The 16318-nt window shown below is 35.5% G+C and carries 11 protein-coding genes and 1 pseudogene; 10 read left to right on the forward strand and 2 right to left on the reverse strand.

Annotated features, from left to right (window positions below; genetic code table 11):
* The first annotated feature begins 324 nt into the window (after window positions 1-324).
* The 10 genes and pseudogenes from DPC56_RS05885 (at window position 325) to DPC56_RS08415 (ending at window position 13509) form a co-directional block, all read left to right on the forward strand.
* Window positions 325-1014, forward strand: coding sequence for a glycosyltransferase family 2 protein (locus DPC56_RS05885; protein ID WP_112094153.1), 690 nt, complete (start codon window positions 325-327; stop codon window positions 1012-1014).
* A 15-nt stretch (window positions 1015-1029) separates the two neighbouring features.
* Complete coding sequence (locus DPC56_RS05890) at window positions 1030-1998, forward strand: glycosyltransferase (RefSeq protein ID WP_112094154.1); 969 nt, start codon at window positions 1030-1032, stop codon at window positions 1996-1998.
* Window positions 1995-3443: a B12-binding domain-containing radical SAM protein gene (locus DPC56_RS05895; protein ID WP_112094155.1), complete on the forward strand. Its 1449-nt coding sequence runs from the start codon at window positions 1995-1997 to the stop codon at window positions 3441-3443. The genes DPC56_RS05890 and DPC56_RS05895 overlap by 4 nt, the downstream gene beginning before the upstream one ends.
* Window positions 3440-4597, forward strand: coding sequence for a glycosyltransferase family 4 protein (locus DPC56_RS05900; protein ID WP_112094156.1), 1158 nt, complete (start codon window positions 3440-3442; stop codon window positions 4595-4597). Before DPC56_RS05895 ends, DPC56_RS05900 begins: the two co-directional genes overlap by 4 nt.
* A 673-nt stretch (window positions 4598-5270) precedes the next feature.
* Window positions 5271-6464 carry a glycosyltransferase family 4 protein gene (locus DPC56_RS05910; RefSeq protein WP_112094158.1) on the forward strand — a complete coding sequence of 398 codons (1194 nt, stop codon included), beginning with the start codon at window positions 5271-5273 and terminating at the stop codon, window positions 6462-6464.
* Window positions 6465-6467: 3 nt separating this feature from the next.
* Window positions 6468-7409 carry an FkbM family methyltransferase gene (locus DPC56_RS05915; RefSeq protein ID WP_112094159.1) on the forward strand — a complete coding sequence of 314 codons (942 nt, stop codon included), beginning with the start codon at window positions 6468-6470 and terminating at the stop codon, window positions 7407-7409.
* The gene (locus DPC56_RS05920; RefSeq protein ID WP_112094160.1) at window positions 7391-9544 is read left to right on the forward strand and encodes a DUF2206 domain-containing protein; all 2154 of its coding nucleotides are present in this window, start codon (window positions 7391-7393) and stop codon (window positions 9542-9544) included. The genes DPC56_RS05915 and DPC56_RS05920 overlap by 19 nt, the downstream gene beginning before the upstream one ends.
* A 23-nt stretch (window positions 9545-9567) precedes the next feature.
* Window positions 9568-11298, forward strand: coding sequence for a hypothetical protein (locus DPC56_RS05925; protein ID WP_146737618.1), 1731 nt, complete (start codon window positions 9568-9570; stop codon window positions 11296-11298).
* Window positions 11295-12371 (forward strand): glycosyltransferase family 4 protein, encoded by a 1077-nt coding sequence (locus tag DPC56_RS05930; protein ID WP_112094162.1) that lies wholly within the window; start codon window positions 11295-11297, stop codon window positions 12369-12371. The genes DPC56_RS05925 and DPC56_RS05930 overlap by 4 nt, the downstream gene beginning before the upstream one ends.
* Window positions 12368-13509 (forward strand): annotated as a pseudogene (locus DPC56_RS08415) (polysaccharide pyruvyl transferase family protein). The gene DPC56_RS05930 and the pseudogene DPC56_RS08415 overlap by 4 nt, the downstream one beginning before the upstream one ends.
* Here DPC56_RS08415 and DPC56_RS05945 read toward each other — a convergent pair.
* Window positions 13495-14718 carry a Coenzyme F420 hydrogenase/dehydrogenase, beta subunit C-terminal domain gene (locus tag DPC56_RS05945; protein WP_112094165.1) on the reverse strand — a complete coding sequence of 408 codons (1224 nt, stop codon included), beginning with the start codon at window positions 14716-14718 and terminating at the stop codon, window positions 13495-13497. The pseudogene DPC56_RS08415 and the gene DPC56_RS05945 overlap by 15 nt on opposite strands.
* Window positions 14715-16148: a flippase gene (locus tag DPC56_RS05950; protein WP_220084820.1), complete on the reverse strand. Its 1434-nt coding sequence runs from the start codon at window positions 16146-16148 to the stop codon at window positions 14715-14717. The genes DPC56_RS05945 and DPC56_RS05950 overlap by 4 nt, the downstream gene beginning before the upstream one ends.
* Between the last annotated feature and the right edge of the window lie 170 nt (window positions 16149-16318).

Below are 16318 nucleotides of genomic sequence, written 5' to 3' on the forward strand. Positions count from 1 at the left end.
TTTTATAATATAAAAAAAATTTTTTTTTAACACAAAAATTAAAAAAAAAAAAAATAAAAAAAATAAAATAAAAAACCTTAAACCTTTGGTTAAAATTTTTAAAAAAAAAAAAAAAAAAAAAAAAAAACAATATAAGGGGAGTTATAAAGAATGCCTCCGTTGAATATCATTTCGATGATGGATGATGTCACTTTTATACCAGTCTATAGAAGAAAAATCAATAATCCCCATAATCGAATAAATAAAGGATTATATCCAATCTTCTTATGGAAAATTCAATTTATCAAATAACAGAAAAAAATCCACTGGGGGCGTGTATTTTCAATGTTGATCTCAGTTGTGATTCCAGCTTTCAATGAAGAAGGCTTGGTAGGAAAAACCGTAGATTCAATTCCTATCAATGAACTTAAAAAAATGGGGTTCCAGGTCGAAATAATTGTTGTTGATAATGCATCAGAGGATAATACTGCTAGTGAAGCGGCAAAAGCCGGTGCAAGAGTCGTGAGAGAAGAAAAAAGGGGCTATGGCAACGCATATCAGAGAGGATTCCAAGAAGCCCAAGGAGATATTATAGTCATGGGAGACGCTGACTTCACCTACCCATTCGAAATGACACCAATATTCATAAAAGAGATACTCAAAGGATACGATTTCGTGATAGGAGACCGGTTAAATGGTATGATGGAGGCTGATGCGATGCCAGCCCTCCACAGATACATAGGAAACCCCCTCCTTTCAAAAATGCTCAACATATTATTCAAAAACAATATAAGAGACACTCATTGTGGCATGAGAGCCATCACAAGAGAGGCCCTCCAAAGATTAGATCTAGGGGCGCCTGGGATGGAATTCGCCATAGAAATGGTCATAGAAGCCACAGAAAAAAACCTGAAAATCAAACAAATACCCATACCATACAGAAGACGAGAAGGAGAAGCCAAACTCCACTCATTCAAAGACGGCTGGAGACACATAAAATACATGCTAAAAAGGAAATTCTCCACCCCCAGGTAGTTGAAGGTGTTGCAAATGCTCCCAAGTGTTTCAGTGGTTATACCAATGAGAAATGAGGCTAAAATCCTTAAACGTTGCCTCCGCGCAATAGAAAAACTAGACTATCCAGAAAAACTATTAGAAGTAGTTATAGTGAATGATGGGTCAACAGATAACACAAAGGATATCATACTCAATACAAAATGGTCATTCAATTACCAATACATTGAAACAGAGGGTGTAGGGGTTTCAAAAGCCCGGGAAATCGGATACAAGAAAGCCAAGGGAGATTTCATAGCCTTCACAGACGCAGATTGTGTGGTGGAGAAAGATTGGATAAAAAGGCTCCTCGAACCATTCGATGATAACGTGGCAGCCGTCGGAGGACCTAATATCACACCAGAGGATGATAAACCCTTTGCAAGATGTGTTGGATTGGCACTATCATTTCTGAGCAAACCAGGTGCAAGATACGCCTACCAAGGCGAAAAGATACATGAAATATACCACAACCCCACATGTAATGTAATGTATCGTAAAAGCGTACTAGAGGAGGTTGGAGGCTTCAACCATAACCTCATAACAACAGATGATGAAGAATTAGATTATAGGATAAGAAAAAAAGGCTACAAGATAATCTATACACCATTTGCACGAGTAAAACATTACCGCAGGGCCAACTGGAAAAAATATATGAGCATGGCATACTATTATGGGCTTGGGAGGATGCAATCAACCAAAATCCACCCAAAGATGGCCCGTTGGTTCCACCTCGCACCACCAACATATATAATACTGATCCTGGCACTATTAATCCTCTTAATCTACAGCAAACTTTTTCTCTTTATACTTTCCACAATATTACTATTTCACATAGTGGGAGTGTTTATTGTGGCATTATTGTATACACGTAATTCAGAGTGTCAAACCTTAACCTTTTTTGGCCTTGTTAACCTTTGGATATTCTTATATGGGGTAGGGATGATCAGGGGTGTCTTCAGATGAAGATCTATTTTTTAAATCCTCCTTATATGCCACATTTTGGGCGTGGGATGAGATGGCAGGACACTGGACGAGGTGGAACACTCTATTACCCCATATGGTTATCATATGCTGCGGCCCTCCTTGATAAATACCACAAGATCAAGCTCGTGGATGCACCAGCATGGAACTGGGACAAAAAAGACGTCCTAAGAGATATAGAAAAATTTCAACCAGAATTGATAGTGATGGATAGCAGTTTTCCCAGCCTCCAAAACGACATCAAAATTGCAGAATACATAAAACAAAACTATGATGCCAGGATCATATTGGTAGGGCCGCCAGGATCCCAATTTTCAGATAAAATACTCCAAAGCCCCGGTGTAGATATCGTTACGAGATATGAATACGATTTCACCCTCCATGAACTTGCAGAAAAATTAGAATCCCAGGATGATATATCCCATGTAAAGGGCATTTCATACAAGAAGGATGGGAGGATCATCCATAACCCAGACAGGGAACTTTCCACATCAGAAGACCTTGACAGGATACCATTCGTTTCAAAAATTTATAAAAAGTTCCTCAACATCAAAGATTACTTCCTTGGAAGCTCACTATACCCTGAAGTGCAAATATTCACCGGGAGAGGATGCCCATTTCAATGTACATTCTGTTCATGGCCCCATACACTCATGGGGAGGAAATACCGTGTAAGGAGCATAGAAAATGTCCTTGATGAACTTGAATGGATAGAAAAAAACCTGCCAGAGGTAAAGGAAGTATTCTTCGAGGATGACACCTTCACCATAAACAAAAAGAGAGTTTTAAGATTCTGCAAAGAGTATGAAGAAAGAGATCTTAAGATAACATGGGCATGTAATGCAAGAGTCGGCCTAGATTATGAAACCATGAGGGAGATGAAAAAAGCGAACTGTAGACTTCTCATTGTAGGTTTTGAATCAGGAAACAACAGTATCCTAGAAAATGTCAAGAAGGGGATCACGGTAGATGATATAAAAAAATTCTCAGAGGATGCTAAAAAGGCTGGGCTACTCGTACATGGAGATTTCATTATTGGTTTGCCTGGTGAAACACGAGAAACAATCAAAAACACGAAAAAGCTTATATGGGAGATAAAACCTGATATACTCCAGGTTTCAGTTGCCTCCCCATTCCCTGGCACAGAATTTTATGAATGGTGCTATAAAAACGGTTACCTTGTAACCAGCGACCCTAATGAGTACCTTGACGAGAACGGACACCAAAAATCCATAATAAGATACCCAAAACTTACAGAAGATGAAATAACAGAAGAAGTCAACAAGATACTAAAAGACTACTATATTTCACCTTCCTATTTTAGGATTGCAATACACCAAATACTGCGAAAAAATGGCATCCACGAACTCCAAAGGTTAATATATTCGGCTAGAATGTTCTTAAAGTATCTTGGAGGGTCAGCGTGAAAATACTCATGATATCCCCCTACTTTTATCCAGAAGGTGGAGGCGCAGAATTCTACATGTACCAGATAGCCAAGAAACTTTCAAAAGAACATGAAATCACCATCTTATGCACGACAAAAGATCTCAGTAACCCTCCAAACATTGATAGTGACTTTAATATAGGTGTTTTGGGGCATCATTTCAAGATTTCAACAACCCCAATAAGTTTAACAGCCCTTAGGGATATGGTATCCTTCATAAAAAAGAATGATTTTGATTTGTGCAATATCAATTATTACCTTCCATATTTCCCGGATATGGCAGCCTTAGCATGTAAAATTTGTAAACTACCCTCAGTTCTCACATGGCATAATGACATCTATGGAACTGGGCTCTTGAGAATCATGTCCACCCTCTATAACTATACTCTAAATAAGATAACCTTGAATATCGTTGATAAGATAGTCACCCCCTCACCTTATTGTTATAGAGAATCCCCTATCTTGACCAGGTTCAAGGAAAAGGTGGTCTGGGTACCCCCAGGTGTTGACTTGGAAAAATACAAGAAAACCCCAAATATACCCATACATGAAAAATATGGGATACCCCCAGATTATAAGATAATACTCTTTGTCGGTGTTATGGACAAATCAACCACACATAAAGGCGTTAAAACCCTCATAGAAGCATTTAAAAGATTAAATTTTGATAAAACATGTCTCATAATGGTTGGTAAGGGCAACATGATCCCCCAATATAGAAAATATTGCCAAAAGCTAAACATAGCCAATAAAGTTATATTCACAGGTTTCATCAAAGAGGAAATACTCATAAATTTATATAGAAACTCTGAACTACTCGTCCTACCCTCAACCACAATCCAAGAAGGCTTTGGGATGGTCTTAATAGAGGCTAATGCATGTGGAAAACCAGTGATAGGATCAAAAATTGGGGGAATAAAATATGTTATAAGAGATGGTGAAACAGGCCTACTTGTACCTCCAGGAGATCCTAATGCCCTTGCAAATGCCATGGAAAGGTTATTAGAGGATGAAAGACTTGCAAAGAAGATGGGATCCAAAGGCAGAAAAATGGTTCAAAAAAATTATACATGGGACAGAGTAGCTAAGATAACAGAAAAGGTTTTTGAGAGGGTTGTTTATGGATCAAGTTGAAAGGGGAAAGAAGATTGTGAGAGAAACATTTGGATGAAAAAGATGAATTAAAAAACAGTAGAAGTGAATGGGAATACCCGGTGGAAAAAGACTTTTGATTTAACCAAGCATTATAATTTTAGTGGGAAAAGAGTGCTTGATGAGGATGTAGAAGTGGGATTTTCACCTATAAATATACAGAGGTATGGGCCAAGATTGTTGGTTTAGATATTTCCAAAACGATGATAAGGTTCGCAAAAATTTTAAAGAGTGTCATAATTTTGTAAATTTGTTGCGTATAGGAAAATTCTCGGAAAAAGAATTTGATATTGCAGTTATAATCGATGTACTTCACCATGTTCCCGCCTCTAAAGTGCTTAAAAGAAAATGAAACGTGTTTCAAGTGACCTTATCTTATCTCAGAACCCAATACAACCCTATAAGAAGGATTAAATAAGCTCAAATTCAGAAACGAGGATGTGAAGGAAACCTCTTTCATGAAATGGAAATTAAAAAAATGCATTAAATGAATTGAGCTACGAGAAAGTGACTTGTTACAATTACAACTTCTCATCCCAAAAAAATCCACACCACAAAAACTAATAAGATTGAGAAAATAGAAGAAAAAATCAAAGAATACCCATACTGAGGAAATTTAGTGGGGCACTTATCATAATAGCAAAAGGATAAAACCATGAAAATATGTTATATTTCAAATTTGTATCCTCCAATGGTGTTAGGTGGCGCCGAGATCGTAGTAGAAAAAATCGCCACAGAAATGGCCAGAAGAGGCCATGAAATTATCATAATCACAAGCAATGACAAAAATAAACCCCAAACTATGGCCAACAACATCAAAATATATAGGCTTCCACTCAACATCTATCCTATCATAAATTTCCACAAGCAGAATCTTACCAGGAGAATACTATGGCACCTCATAGACTTAATCAATATAAACGCCTACAAAAAGATCAAAGAAATATTAGAGAAAGAAGCGCCAGACATAGTCCATATACACAACTATAAAGGATTATCCACTTTATCCTTCAAACTGGTAAAGGATCTCAATATGCCCCTTGTTTTCACGGCACATGACTATTCAACTATCTGTATAAGGAGCAATCTTCTCAATGGAAAAGACCAAATATGCGAGGAGCAAAATTTTCCATGCAAAATCTATAACCAAATCCAAAGACTCCTCATAGATAAAAAACCAGACATCGTCACAGCACCATCAAAATTCGTGCTCAAAAAATTTGAATCCAAAGGCCTATTCAAAGATTCTAAAAAAATTGTGCTCCCCAACCCAATAGAACTAAAAGATGAAAACAACAAGAAAACCTACGATACAATTGACATACTATTTGTCGGATCACTTTCAAAGCATAAAGGCCCCCATATACTCATTAAAGCATTCCAAAAAGTAAAAGGAGAAAATCTAAGGCTTCACATTGTCGGAAAAGGCCCGTATTTTGAAGAAATGAGAAAGCTTGCAAGGGACGATAAGAGGGTTATATTCCATGGTTTTCTTCGTGGGAAGAGACTCATGGACATGTATAGGATGGCGAATGTCACGGTCGTGCCATCAATATGGTATGACAATTCCCCTATGGTAGTATATGAGAGTTTTATTTGTTCAACGCCTGTAGTTGCAAGTGGGATTGGGGGGGTACCAGAACTTGTCAGAGATGGTTATAATGGTTTTTTATTCGAACCTGGAAATGTGGATGAACTTGCAAATATATTAAATGAAATTTCAGAAAATCCAAAGATTCTCAGGAAATTGGAAAAGGGAGCACGCAAATCAAGTAAAAAATATGATATAAAAAGGCATATGAGTAGTTTAGAGAAAATCTATAAGGGTCTAATAGAAGAAGGGGGATGAAAATTGCGTTTTGAGAGAATATTTGCAAGTAAATTGATGCATCCCAGGAGCCCAGTATGGTTGTCATATTATACTCTCATGGGTGCTAAAAAGGTTTTCAAGGCAATTAGGAATCCTTTGAAGGCTTTCATGTTTTATCTTGGCTTTTTCAATGAATGTACTTTAAATTTAAAATATTTGGGTAAAATAAGAGTTAGAAAGGATGATTTGAAAAATAATTTTTTTCAGACACTCGTAAGCGTATGTTCCATGGATTTGGGCTTTGAGCAGCGGAAAAAACTTTCCCATATAATTGCACAAAAAGATAAGGACATGATAGAAGTTGGTGATGTGAAGATAAAGAATTTAATACCTCTCTTTATTTTATTGGAGGTTTTTGTGTTGGAAAATTACAAGTTTGCAAAGCTAAAGCAGGGCGATATTGTATTGGATATTGGGGCCTCAGTCGCTGACAGTAGCCTTTATCTTGCAAAAGAAGGATATACTGTTTATGCATTTGAACCTAACCCTAAAATATATAAAATCGGAGAAGAAAATCTTAAACTCAATCTTCATCTTGCAAGGAAAATCCATTACATAAACAAAGCAGTATCAACCAAAAAAGGGAAAATCAAACTAGATATAACAGGAGAAAGCCATATAGCCTCCCTATATACAAAAGGTGAAAACAGGATAACTGTAGATTCCACTACACTAAATGAAATAATAGAAAAATATAAAATAGTTCCCCAAGGATTAAAATTGGATTGTGAAGGCTGCGAATACGAAATCTTAGAGGAAGCACAATTATCACCATTCAAAGAAATAATATTAGAATATCATCCACAACCCACAAAAAAAACACCACTAGAGATAATAAAGAAGTTAAAATCTGAGGGATTTCAAGTAAATTTAAGGGGCAATTATAGCATAGGTTTGATCCATGCATGGAGGAAGAAACAGTGAAACGAGACATACTCTACATCCTAATACTATTAATACTCACAGATATCAGTATTGTAACTAATATCCCTTTTTTAAGGCAATCTTTACCCTTCCTATTCTTTAGTATAGTCCCAGGTTATTTGTTAGTTAAAGGTTTTAACATTAGACTTATTGAGAAGTTTAGTTTGTCTGTTGGGTTAAGTCTTGCTTTTATTATGCTCACAGGACTTTTTGTGAATAGCCTATACCCCTTAGTTTTAAGACCTTTAAGTTTGGTACCCTTGTTAGTCTCATTGAATATCCTTGTGCTTATCTTATTGTTTTTTTGTTTTAGAAAAACGGGGGATATTAGCTTTTCCCTTGGAAAAGAGTGGAAGAGTGTATTTTCCCACCCGATTGTGTTTTTTCCTCTCTTTTTACCAATTTTAACAGTCCTCGGATCCTATATTATGAATATATATTCTATTAATCTTATTTTGCTTTTCATGTTAATTAGTATACCAGTGTATATTCTTATTCTTGCAATGGAAAGAGACAAAGTACACCCTTTTGTTTATCCCATCACTTTATATTGTATTGGATTTTCTCTCCTCGCCTTGAATATTCTACCATCTAATTATATCATTGGAAGAGACATACACATGGAATATTATTGTTTTAAGACAAGCCTACTCAATCATCATTGGGATATCCATGATCCCTATCATTCATACAATAGTTGTTTGAGCATCACAATATTACCTGCTATTTATAAATATTTGTTGGGAGTGCCCCCTACTCTCATATTTAAGTTTTATTATCTTCTGATAGGGGCCATTGTACCTGTTCCTATGTATGTTTTCGCGAGACGCATCCTTAAAAGTAGAGAATTTGCATTTTATGCAACATTACTTTTAATGTTTCAATTCGCTTATACTTATATGGGACAATATGCTCGTCAGCTTATTGCATTTCTTTTTTTCGCCACTGCAATCATGACCTTAACAATTCCAATAAAAGAATCCTACAAGAAGATCCTATTCATAATATTTATCCTGGCAACGGTATTTTCCCATTATACATCAAGTTATGTTTTTTTTGCTGTCGTGGCGATACCACCATTTATTATATGGGCAAGCAAGCACCTAAAAGGCAGATTCCATTTTCCATGGAAATATTCGAGAACATTTTCTAATAAGAATCTGGCTCTCCTATTCTTTGTTATCATATTCTTATGGTATGCGCAGGTAACAGGTCCACAATTTAGGGATGTTTCAAATGTTATTATAGAGACATTTAGGAGTATGGCGAATTTCTTCTCCCTAGATCTTAGGAATTATTCAGAGCAGGCTGTTCTTGGCATTGGAATAGCCCACATACCCAACTTTTTGAGTACATTTGTCCATGACGTTATATTCGCTCTTATTGGCATTGGAGTTTTAGGATTATTCTTTAAATCAGAGTATCGAAAAAAATATGGGGTAAGTGATGAGTATATCGCCTCTACCATTGTTATATTGGCTATTCTTGCCTCATTTGTCATCCTACCATATGTATCGAAGGCTTATGGTGGTACAAGGCTCTTTTCACAATTACTGGTAATCCTGGCCCCTTGTTTCATAATCGGAGTCAAGTTTATTGTAGATTATGCGAAGAAGTTTAGGATGCCATTTGAACGAGAAAAGTTAATGAGAACTCTGATACTGGCACTTTTAATCCTTGGATTTATATGTACAAATTATCTTCAATATGAGCTTTTTGGCATCCCATACTCCTATGCCTACGACAGTGGTGGTGAGCGAAGATATGAAACATTCATCTATGACAGTGAAGTCACAGGCGCACAATGGCTAAACAACTATGGCAACAAAAGCGCAACCATACACACCGACAGAGTAGGCGACCATAGAATCCTTCTGGGCTTCAACAAAAAACCTAAAACAGATCACTTTTTCTTTAATAATACTGGCCCATTCCAAAAAGGAGATTACATCTATTTAAGACATTTAAATATAAATGAGGAACTTGTATTTAAAGATACTCCAGGTAGGCCTCCACGATTTATTAATGGTAGATTGGAAATGGATAATGTGGAGCCATTAACAAAATATTTCTGGTTACTCACGGATAAGAGTACCATATATGATAATGGAGGGTCAATGATTCTATTTGGATGATAAAAAAATGACAGAGGTTATAAATGAATATTTTGCCGGCACTTAATTGTAGGATAAGAGTAATGATGGTCTGGCTGGTGAATTATATCGAAGTCTTAAAAATAAACCAGTTTAGTAAACTAAGGAAAATTGAGCAGCTTGGAGTGATCACACAAGTTGAACCTTCCGCCTCACATACAAGATGGGATTATGTTTTACTTCAACTCCATTTAATCAACAAAATACGTGAAAATATAGGAAATTTAGGTAACGTTGAAGTTGAAGGGGAAAAGTTGAGTGGTGCTGAAATTTTACAACTATGGGTTTTTCTTTTTAACATTGGACATCTTCCAGGCACTTTCGCTACAATGCGGGGCTTATTGTCAGCTTTGGTAAATGAGGAGGAATTAAGGGAAAGATTAAGAGAAAAAGTTCCTGAGAAAATTAAAAAGTATTTTGATGAAGTTATAGAAAAGAGGAATATTTTTGAATTGCCTAAACTTTTATCATCAATACTTTTAAATGAGAGGTTAAATGAGCAGTTGTCGAAAGTTATCCCTGGGTTGATATACTGGTATTGGAAACCGGAGAAGAGTGAAAAAGAGTTGAAATCTGCTTCACCAAATTCAAATGAGGTGAAACTGGCTAAGAAGATTAAAAAATTGAAATCGTATTTTAGAATGGTTAGACGTTTGGCTTATATATTCCTTGATTCGAAATACGTCAAGTCTCCGATAAGTTTTGATGTTTCTAAGATCCTTTTAAATTTTGACAATTACAAAGATTTGATAATGGAGCCAGGAAGTCAACTTGATAAAACTTTACAAGCATGCGAAGATTTCCTATCTGTAGCATTGTATCATTCCAAGGATACAATAACTCAACTGGGCATACATTCTAAAAAAGTTGTTTCTAAAGAAGTCGAAAGGACATTCAAAGACTATGAGAAGGATTTATTTAAACTCTTGAAGGACGAGACTATGTTTTATCCCAAGAGATATAACCCTCTACTTACTTTCCATGTTCTTCTTGACTTAAATCATGCCGGTCAAGACATTGATGAAATGATTGGGGAAATGAACAAGGATTTTTATGAGCTTGAAGATGAGTTAAATAAAAATTGGCAAAAAGAGGCAATGATGATTTATCAGCCAGGCTCTAACAAAAAACATATCGCGGTAAACTTATCGATTTTCCAAGAACAAAACATTTGGCAAATAATAAAAGAATTTACTTCAAGAATTATAGATATTTCTAGTAATAAAAGGATTAAGGAAGTGCTCGATGAACAACTTTTTCCATGCCTTTTCAAATTTGCAATAAACACCCTATTCGAATCAAAATCTTTAAAAACATTCTATTTCGCCATTGACAGGATCTCTGCAGGTAAAAGAGAAAGTCTCAAAAAGAAGGTCAAGGAATGGCTTAATAAAGAAAATGATGAAAGTAAAAAGTACGAATTAGAATCATTAAAGAAAATAATAAAAGAGAAAGTAGATAAGGGTATCATAGGCCATAGTATAAAAATAAAAGAAGAGGTAAGAGTAGAAAACCAGGATGGTCAAGATATTTGCGAATTCGATGCTCTATCATTACTAACCGATAAAAATGGCATGAGAGTATTATTCTTAGAAGCAAAAAGGGGAAAGAAAAGTCCGCAATCAGAGGCAAAAGATCAATTGAAGAGATCCTTGCAAAAATTAAATTTATTAAAAGACGATAAGATCCAAACAGGCAAGAATAAGAAATATGCATATTACGAGGTGAAGCTATGAGAATCCTCTTCATCCATAACACGGCAATGTGGTATAGAATACCATTCTTTAAGAGATTAAATGAATTATTCAATGTCAAGTTCCTTTTTACAGACTTTAACCTAATTGGGGAAATATATGACGAATCATATGAGAAGGCTTTAAAAGGTTTGAAAGGCTTAAATTATAAAATTCTCAATGGCATAGATGATCTAATAGAAGAATTGGTGCAATTAGACTATGATGTGATAATAGGCGGATCTTGGGATTCTATACCTGAAATCTTTAGGAGTTTGATAGTTTATATTATTGGAAAATTAAAAGGTAAAAAGATTATTTTATTCCATGAAGACTGGAATTGGGGATTCTCATTTAAACGGAAACTTATAAGTCCCATTGTCAAATTCTTCTGTATTCTTGCAGATGCCATAGTGGTACCCGGAAGCATCCATAAAAGATATTTCATAGAGATCTGCGGAGATCCAGATAAAGTCTTTATAGCGCCTAATGCAACAACTCTCAAAATAGCTGATTCCCACGCCACTGATAAAAAGATTGTATTATATGTGGGTCGTCTCATAAAACGTAAAGGTGTTGATTATCTTATCAAAGCATTCCAAAAAATCAATGACCCCGAAGCATCATTGATGATTATAGGATATGGGGAAGAAGAGGAAAAATTGAAAAGGCTTGCACATGGATCAAATAACATAATTTTTGTTGGTAAAGTTTCCCAGGATAATTTGTACAAGTATTATTCTAGGGCTAGTGTTGTGGTTGTACCTTCAATTAGTGATGAAATGGGTGATCCATGGGTTTTTGTATTGAATGAAGCAATGTTACATGGTAAGCCTGTAATTGCAACAGATGCAGTTGGTGGAGCATATGACCTTATCCAAAATGGTGTCAATGGTTTCATGGTGCCTGAAAAGAATGTTGATGAATTATATAAAGCAATAAAAACGATAATTAACGATCCTAGACTACAAGAAAAAATGGGGAAAGAATCAAAAAGGATAATAAAAAAAGGTTTTACCTATGAAAAAATGGTTGAAGGATTCAAAAAAGCCATTGAATACGTGGTGAGTCAATGAAATTCCTACTTAAAGGTGCTGAGTGTTCACGGAACAAGGGAACCGCCGCTATTTTGAAAAGTACTATTTTAACTTTAAAAATATTTTTTGAAAGACCTTCATTTGTAAGTACTAGTCCTCATCCAGCAGATGACAAAAGAAATTGTAAAAAAATCCGATTTTTAAGTAATTCAAAGTTGCGCGTTTTTAAAGCTTATAAAGATAAAAATGATTTTGATTGCGTTTTAGATCTCAGCGGCGATACGATATCCGATGATTATGGCAAACTTACGATTTTTGGTTTATTATATGATCTTATTATTTATAAAGGCCTTTTAAGAAAGCCCTATGTTATCTATGCTCAATCATTAGGCCCTTTTAGCAGCATTTTAACCAAGATAATTGCCAAGATAGCGTTTAGTTTTATCGACCTTATTATAATAAGAGAGAATATAACTGCCCAATATCTTGAAAAGTTAGGTATCAAAGGGTTTATATAGGGGCGGATCCTGCTTTTCTTCTCCCTAGCGCAAAGGAAGATACCCTAATTGAAATATTAAATAATGAGAGGATTCCAACTGACAAAAAATTAGTTGGGATAAACATGAGCCAGCACTGTTATGATATCTTAGGAGACAAATCCAATGAATATCTCAATATTCATGCTCAACTAATAGATCATTTAATTGAAGAACTTGACGTAAATGTTGTGCTGATACCACATGTAATATCTGAAGGTTTTGATGATAGAAGCGTATCATCACTCACATACTCCAAAATAAAAAATAAAAAACATGTAAATATAATAAAAGGAGATTATACCCCTGAAGAAATAAAATCAATCATAGGAAACTGTGATCTTTTCATAGGGGCCAGGATGCATGCTACAATAGCATCAACATCGATGTTTGTGCCAACTGTGGGAATAGCATACAGTCATAAAATGCATGGGATAATCGGCGAAATGCTCAACCTTCAAGAGTACGTAATCGATTTAGAAAAGTTGAATTCTGAGATATTAATTGAGAAGATTATGCTGGCATGGAAAAACAGGGAGAAAATAACTGAACATCTTCGAAAAAAAATCCCTGAAATAAAACAAAAAGCTCTAAAGAATGGGAAATTATTAAAGAAATTATGCGATTCACAACTTTCCTAGAAAATCTATTCTGGCTTTTAAAGATGCGATAAGAGAATATAAAAATATGTATCTTTTTTTAAGTATCCATGGAATCTTCAACTTTGAGGGTTCAAAAAAGGCTATTATGCTATCAATAAAATCCATTCTAGGAAAATTACCATCATACAGAGAATTCCTGTGTAATTTTTTCTTCACATATAAATTGTAGATTTGCGAGAGAATAACCTTTTCAGGCTCGATAGGTTCTATTTCACAAATTTCCTTGTTCTTCATGTTCTTGAGGATTTTAGAGTTTTTTCTGGCTATGATAAGGGTCTTACCCTTTCTTTCACTTGCAAATTCGGCCAACCACGGGTCTCCAAAAGAAATATCAGAAAGCTCTGCCATATGGTCAACGCAAAGTTCGCATCTTTTGGGGACAAAAAGTTGCCCAAATCCGGATCCCCAATAATCAGATAATAATATTCTGATTCTGCCACCTGATTTTGTTTCAATTTTTAATTTTCCCGGCCAGCCTTCTCCACGATAAATTATATTTTTAACTTCTTCTTTTTTGACGTTAAGTTTTTTAAGTAGGAATTCTGTTGCCTTGAAACTAGGTGTATGATTGCAGAATATGCCAAGATGGTACTTTATCCTTTTTTTTAATTTTCTGTTGATCTTTTCTGCTTTTCTTATTCCATGTATGTGGCATGGTAAGCCCACAATGGCATATTTTCCTGGGGTTTTGAGTATTTCTTTTAATGCGACGTTTGCTGGTACTGGGCAATATTTGGATCCTTTTGATTCCTTTATTTCTTGTGTTGTGCGGGCTATGAATGGTTCAGGTTCAAAGGGTTTTTTGGGATTCATACGGGTTACGAGCGCACCATCAATAAAATTTTTTTCAAGTAGGTATAATAAGATTTGAGTTATCATACCTCCCGAAGATGAATTGTACCTTAATTTTTCATTTAATGAATAGCCAATGTAACAGCCCTTGTAGTTTCCAATTAGTAAATTTTTTGGTTGTTTCCCAAAAATATCATCGTTAAGTTCTCTGAAGTCTACACCAATCCCAGGGCAAACTCTAATGCATTTCATGCATTCATCACATTCCCCATTGATGATTGGCACATATAATCCCTTTTTTTGGTCGATTTCCATTCTTATAATATTTTGGGGGCATAAGGCTGCGCAAGTCCCGCAACCAATGCACAGATCCTCTATTTCGCCGACGTTTTTCATGCTTCTTTCCCTAACAAGTTATTCAATAATAGTCTGTCATCATCTCCGAAGGTTCTCAATAGGAAGAGGGATATGAAGTAAATGAGTGTGGCAAGGCCGATGAGGATGAATGTGTTCAAGTTTTTTATTGGGTATATTGTTAGAGCCATTATGATTGATGCTATTAGGGGTTTTGTGAATGTCTGGTTTACTTTTATTGTTTTATAATAGCGTCCTATATAGAAGAAGAATAGAGTGTATAGTAGGAGTTCTGAGAGTACTGTGGCTATGCTTGCACCTATGTAGCTGTAGTAGGGTATTAGTATGAGGTTTAGGATGATGTTGAAGGCGGCGCTTATGCCTACGCTGAACATTCTATAGCCTTGTCTGTTTATGGATGTTAAAAGCGTTCCTGTGATGCTGCTGACGAGTCTGAAGGGTATGAATAGGGCTAGGATTTGGAATGCTATTATGGCACTGGTATATCCTCCAGCATATAGTATTGATATGAATTTGTCTGCAAGTATGAAGCATCCAGTGGCAACGGGAAAGCCCAAGATTGCGAGGTACTTAGATGAAATGATTGTAAACTTTTCTAGGGATTTTTTATTTTTTTTGTAGTATTTTGACATTACAGGGTAGATTGCAGTTGACACTATCCCTGCGACAATCATGCTTAGACTCAGGAGGGGATTGTAGGCTGCATTGTAAATTCCTACGGCAACATCATCCTTTAAAAAACCTAGGAGTATAGTGTCTATTTTGAAGAAAAATACTGCAAATAGCGAATTCAAGCCGAATGGTAATCCCATTATTAAAAGTTTTTTCTGAAGTTCCCAATCGATTTTAAAGAGTGGTCTTATAAATTTTTTGAAGCTTATGGTTACTGCGACGATCATATCTATGATGCCTGCTAGCATATAAATGTATCCAACTGCTATCACGCCGTAGCCCATGAATAAGACCGTTAGAGTGAGGGTTACGATTATTATACGTTCTATGATCTGGAATAGTGCGACGTATTCCATTTTTTCCCAAGCTTGAAAAAGTGAAAGATAAGTACTTGAAAGTGTGAGAAGGATGTTGTATATCCCAAAAAGATATAATAAAATCGATAGTGTTTTAGGGAACCTTAAGAGCCATGTTATGAGAACGATACCTATGAAGGTTAAAATTGAAAGAGAAACCTTTAATAGGATAGCGTTATTCACATAGTGTTCTGAAAGTTGTTTTTCCCTTGCGATCTCCCTTATAAGGAGTTGGTTAACGCCAAGGTCTGCGAATATTACAAAAAGACTTGTAAATGAAAATGCGAAATTATATTTTCCAAAATCGGCTTCTCCGAGAAACCTTGCAAGGTATATGACCAGTACAAAGGATATCAGAGCAGTTAATATTTGTGCAGTTCCTGTCACTCCCATGTTCTTTACTATTCTCTGAATCTGATTCATGTAACCACTGAACATTCTTTTATGATACTGACATTACCTCTTATTGAATATATTATTTAAGGCCAATGATTGGGGTTACTTTAAATTAAAGACTGGATCCTTTGAAATAGGATGATAGAATTAGTATGGCCAATAGAGCGAGTATTATACTTATAATTAAAAGTAGGATG

This window comes from Methanothermobacter tenebrarum (assembly GCF_003264935.1).
GTDB lineage: Archaea > Methanobacteriota > Methanobacteria > Methanobacteriales > DSM-23052 > Methanothermobacter_A > Methanothermobacter_A tenebrarum_A.

Coding starts and splice junctions, on each gene's coding strand:
- DPC56_RS05885 (WP_112094153.1), top strand. CDS start 325: ATGTTGATCTCAGTTGTGATTCCAGCTTTCAATGAAGAAGGCTTGGTA.
- DPC56_RS05890 (WP_112094154.1), top strand. CDS start 1,030: ATGCTCCCAAGTGTTTCAGTGGTTATACCAATGAGAAATGAGGCTAAA.
- DPC56_RS05895 (WP_112094155.1), top strand. CDS start 1,995: ATGAAGATCTATTTTTTAAATCCTCCTTATATGCCACATTTTGGGCGT.
- DPC56_RS05910 (WP_112094158.1), top strand. CDS start 5,271: ATGAAAATATGTTATATTTCAAATTTGTATCCTCCAATGGTGTTAGGT.
- DPC56_RS05920 (WP_112094160.1), top strand. CDS start 7,391: ATGGAGGAAGAAACAGTGAAACGAGACATACTCTACATCCTAATACTA.
- DPC56_RS05925 (WP_146737618.1), top strand. CDS start 9,568: ATGAATATTTTGCCGGCACTTAATTGTAGGATAAGAGTAATGATGGTC.
- DPC56_RS05930 (WP_112094162.1), top strand. CDS start 11,295: ATGAGAATCCTCTTCATCCATAACACGGCAATGTGGTATAGAATACCA.
- DPC56_RS05945 (WP_112094165.1), bottom strand. CDS start 14,718: ATGAAAAACGTCGGCGAAATAGAGGATCTGTGCATTGGTTGCGGGACT.
- DPC56_RS05950 (WP_220084820.1), bottom strand. CDS start 16,148: ATGAATCAGATTCAGAGAATAGTAAAGAACATGGGAGTGACAGGAACT.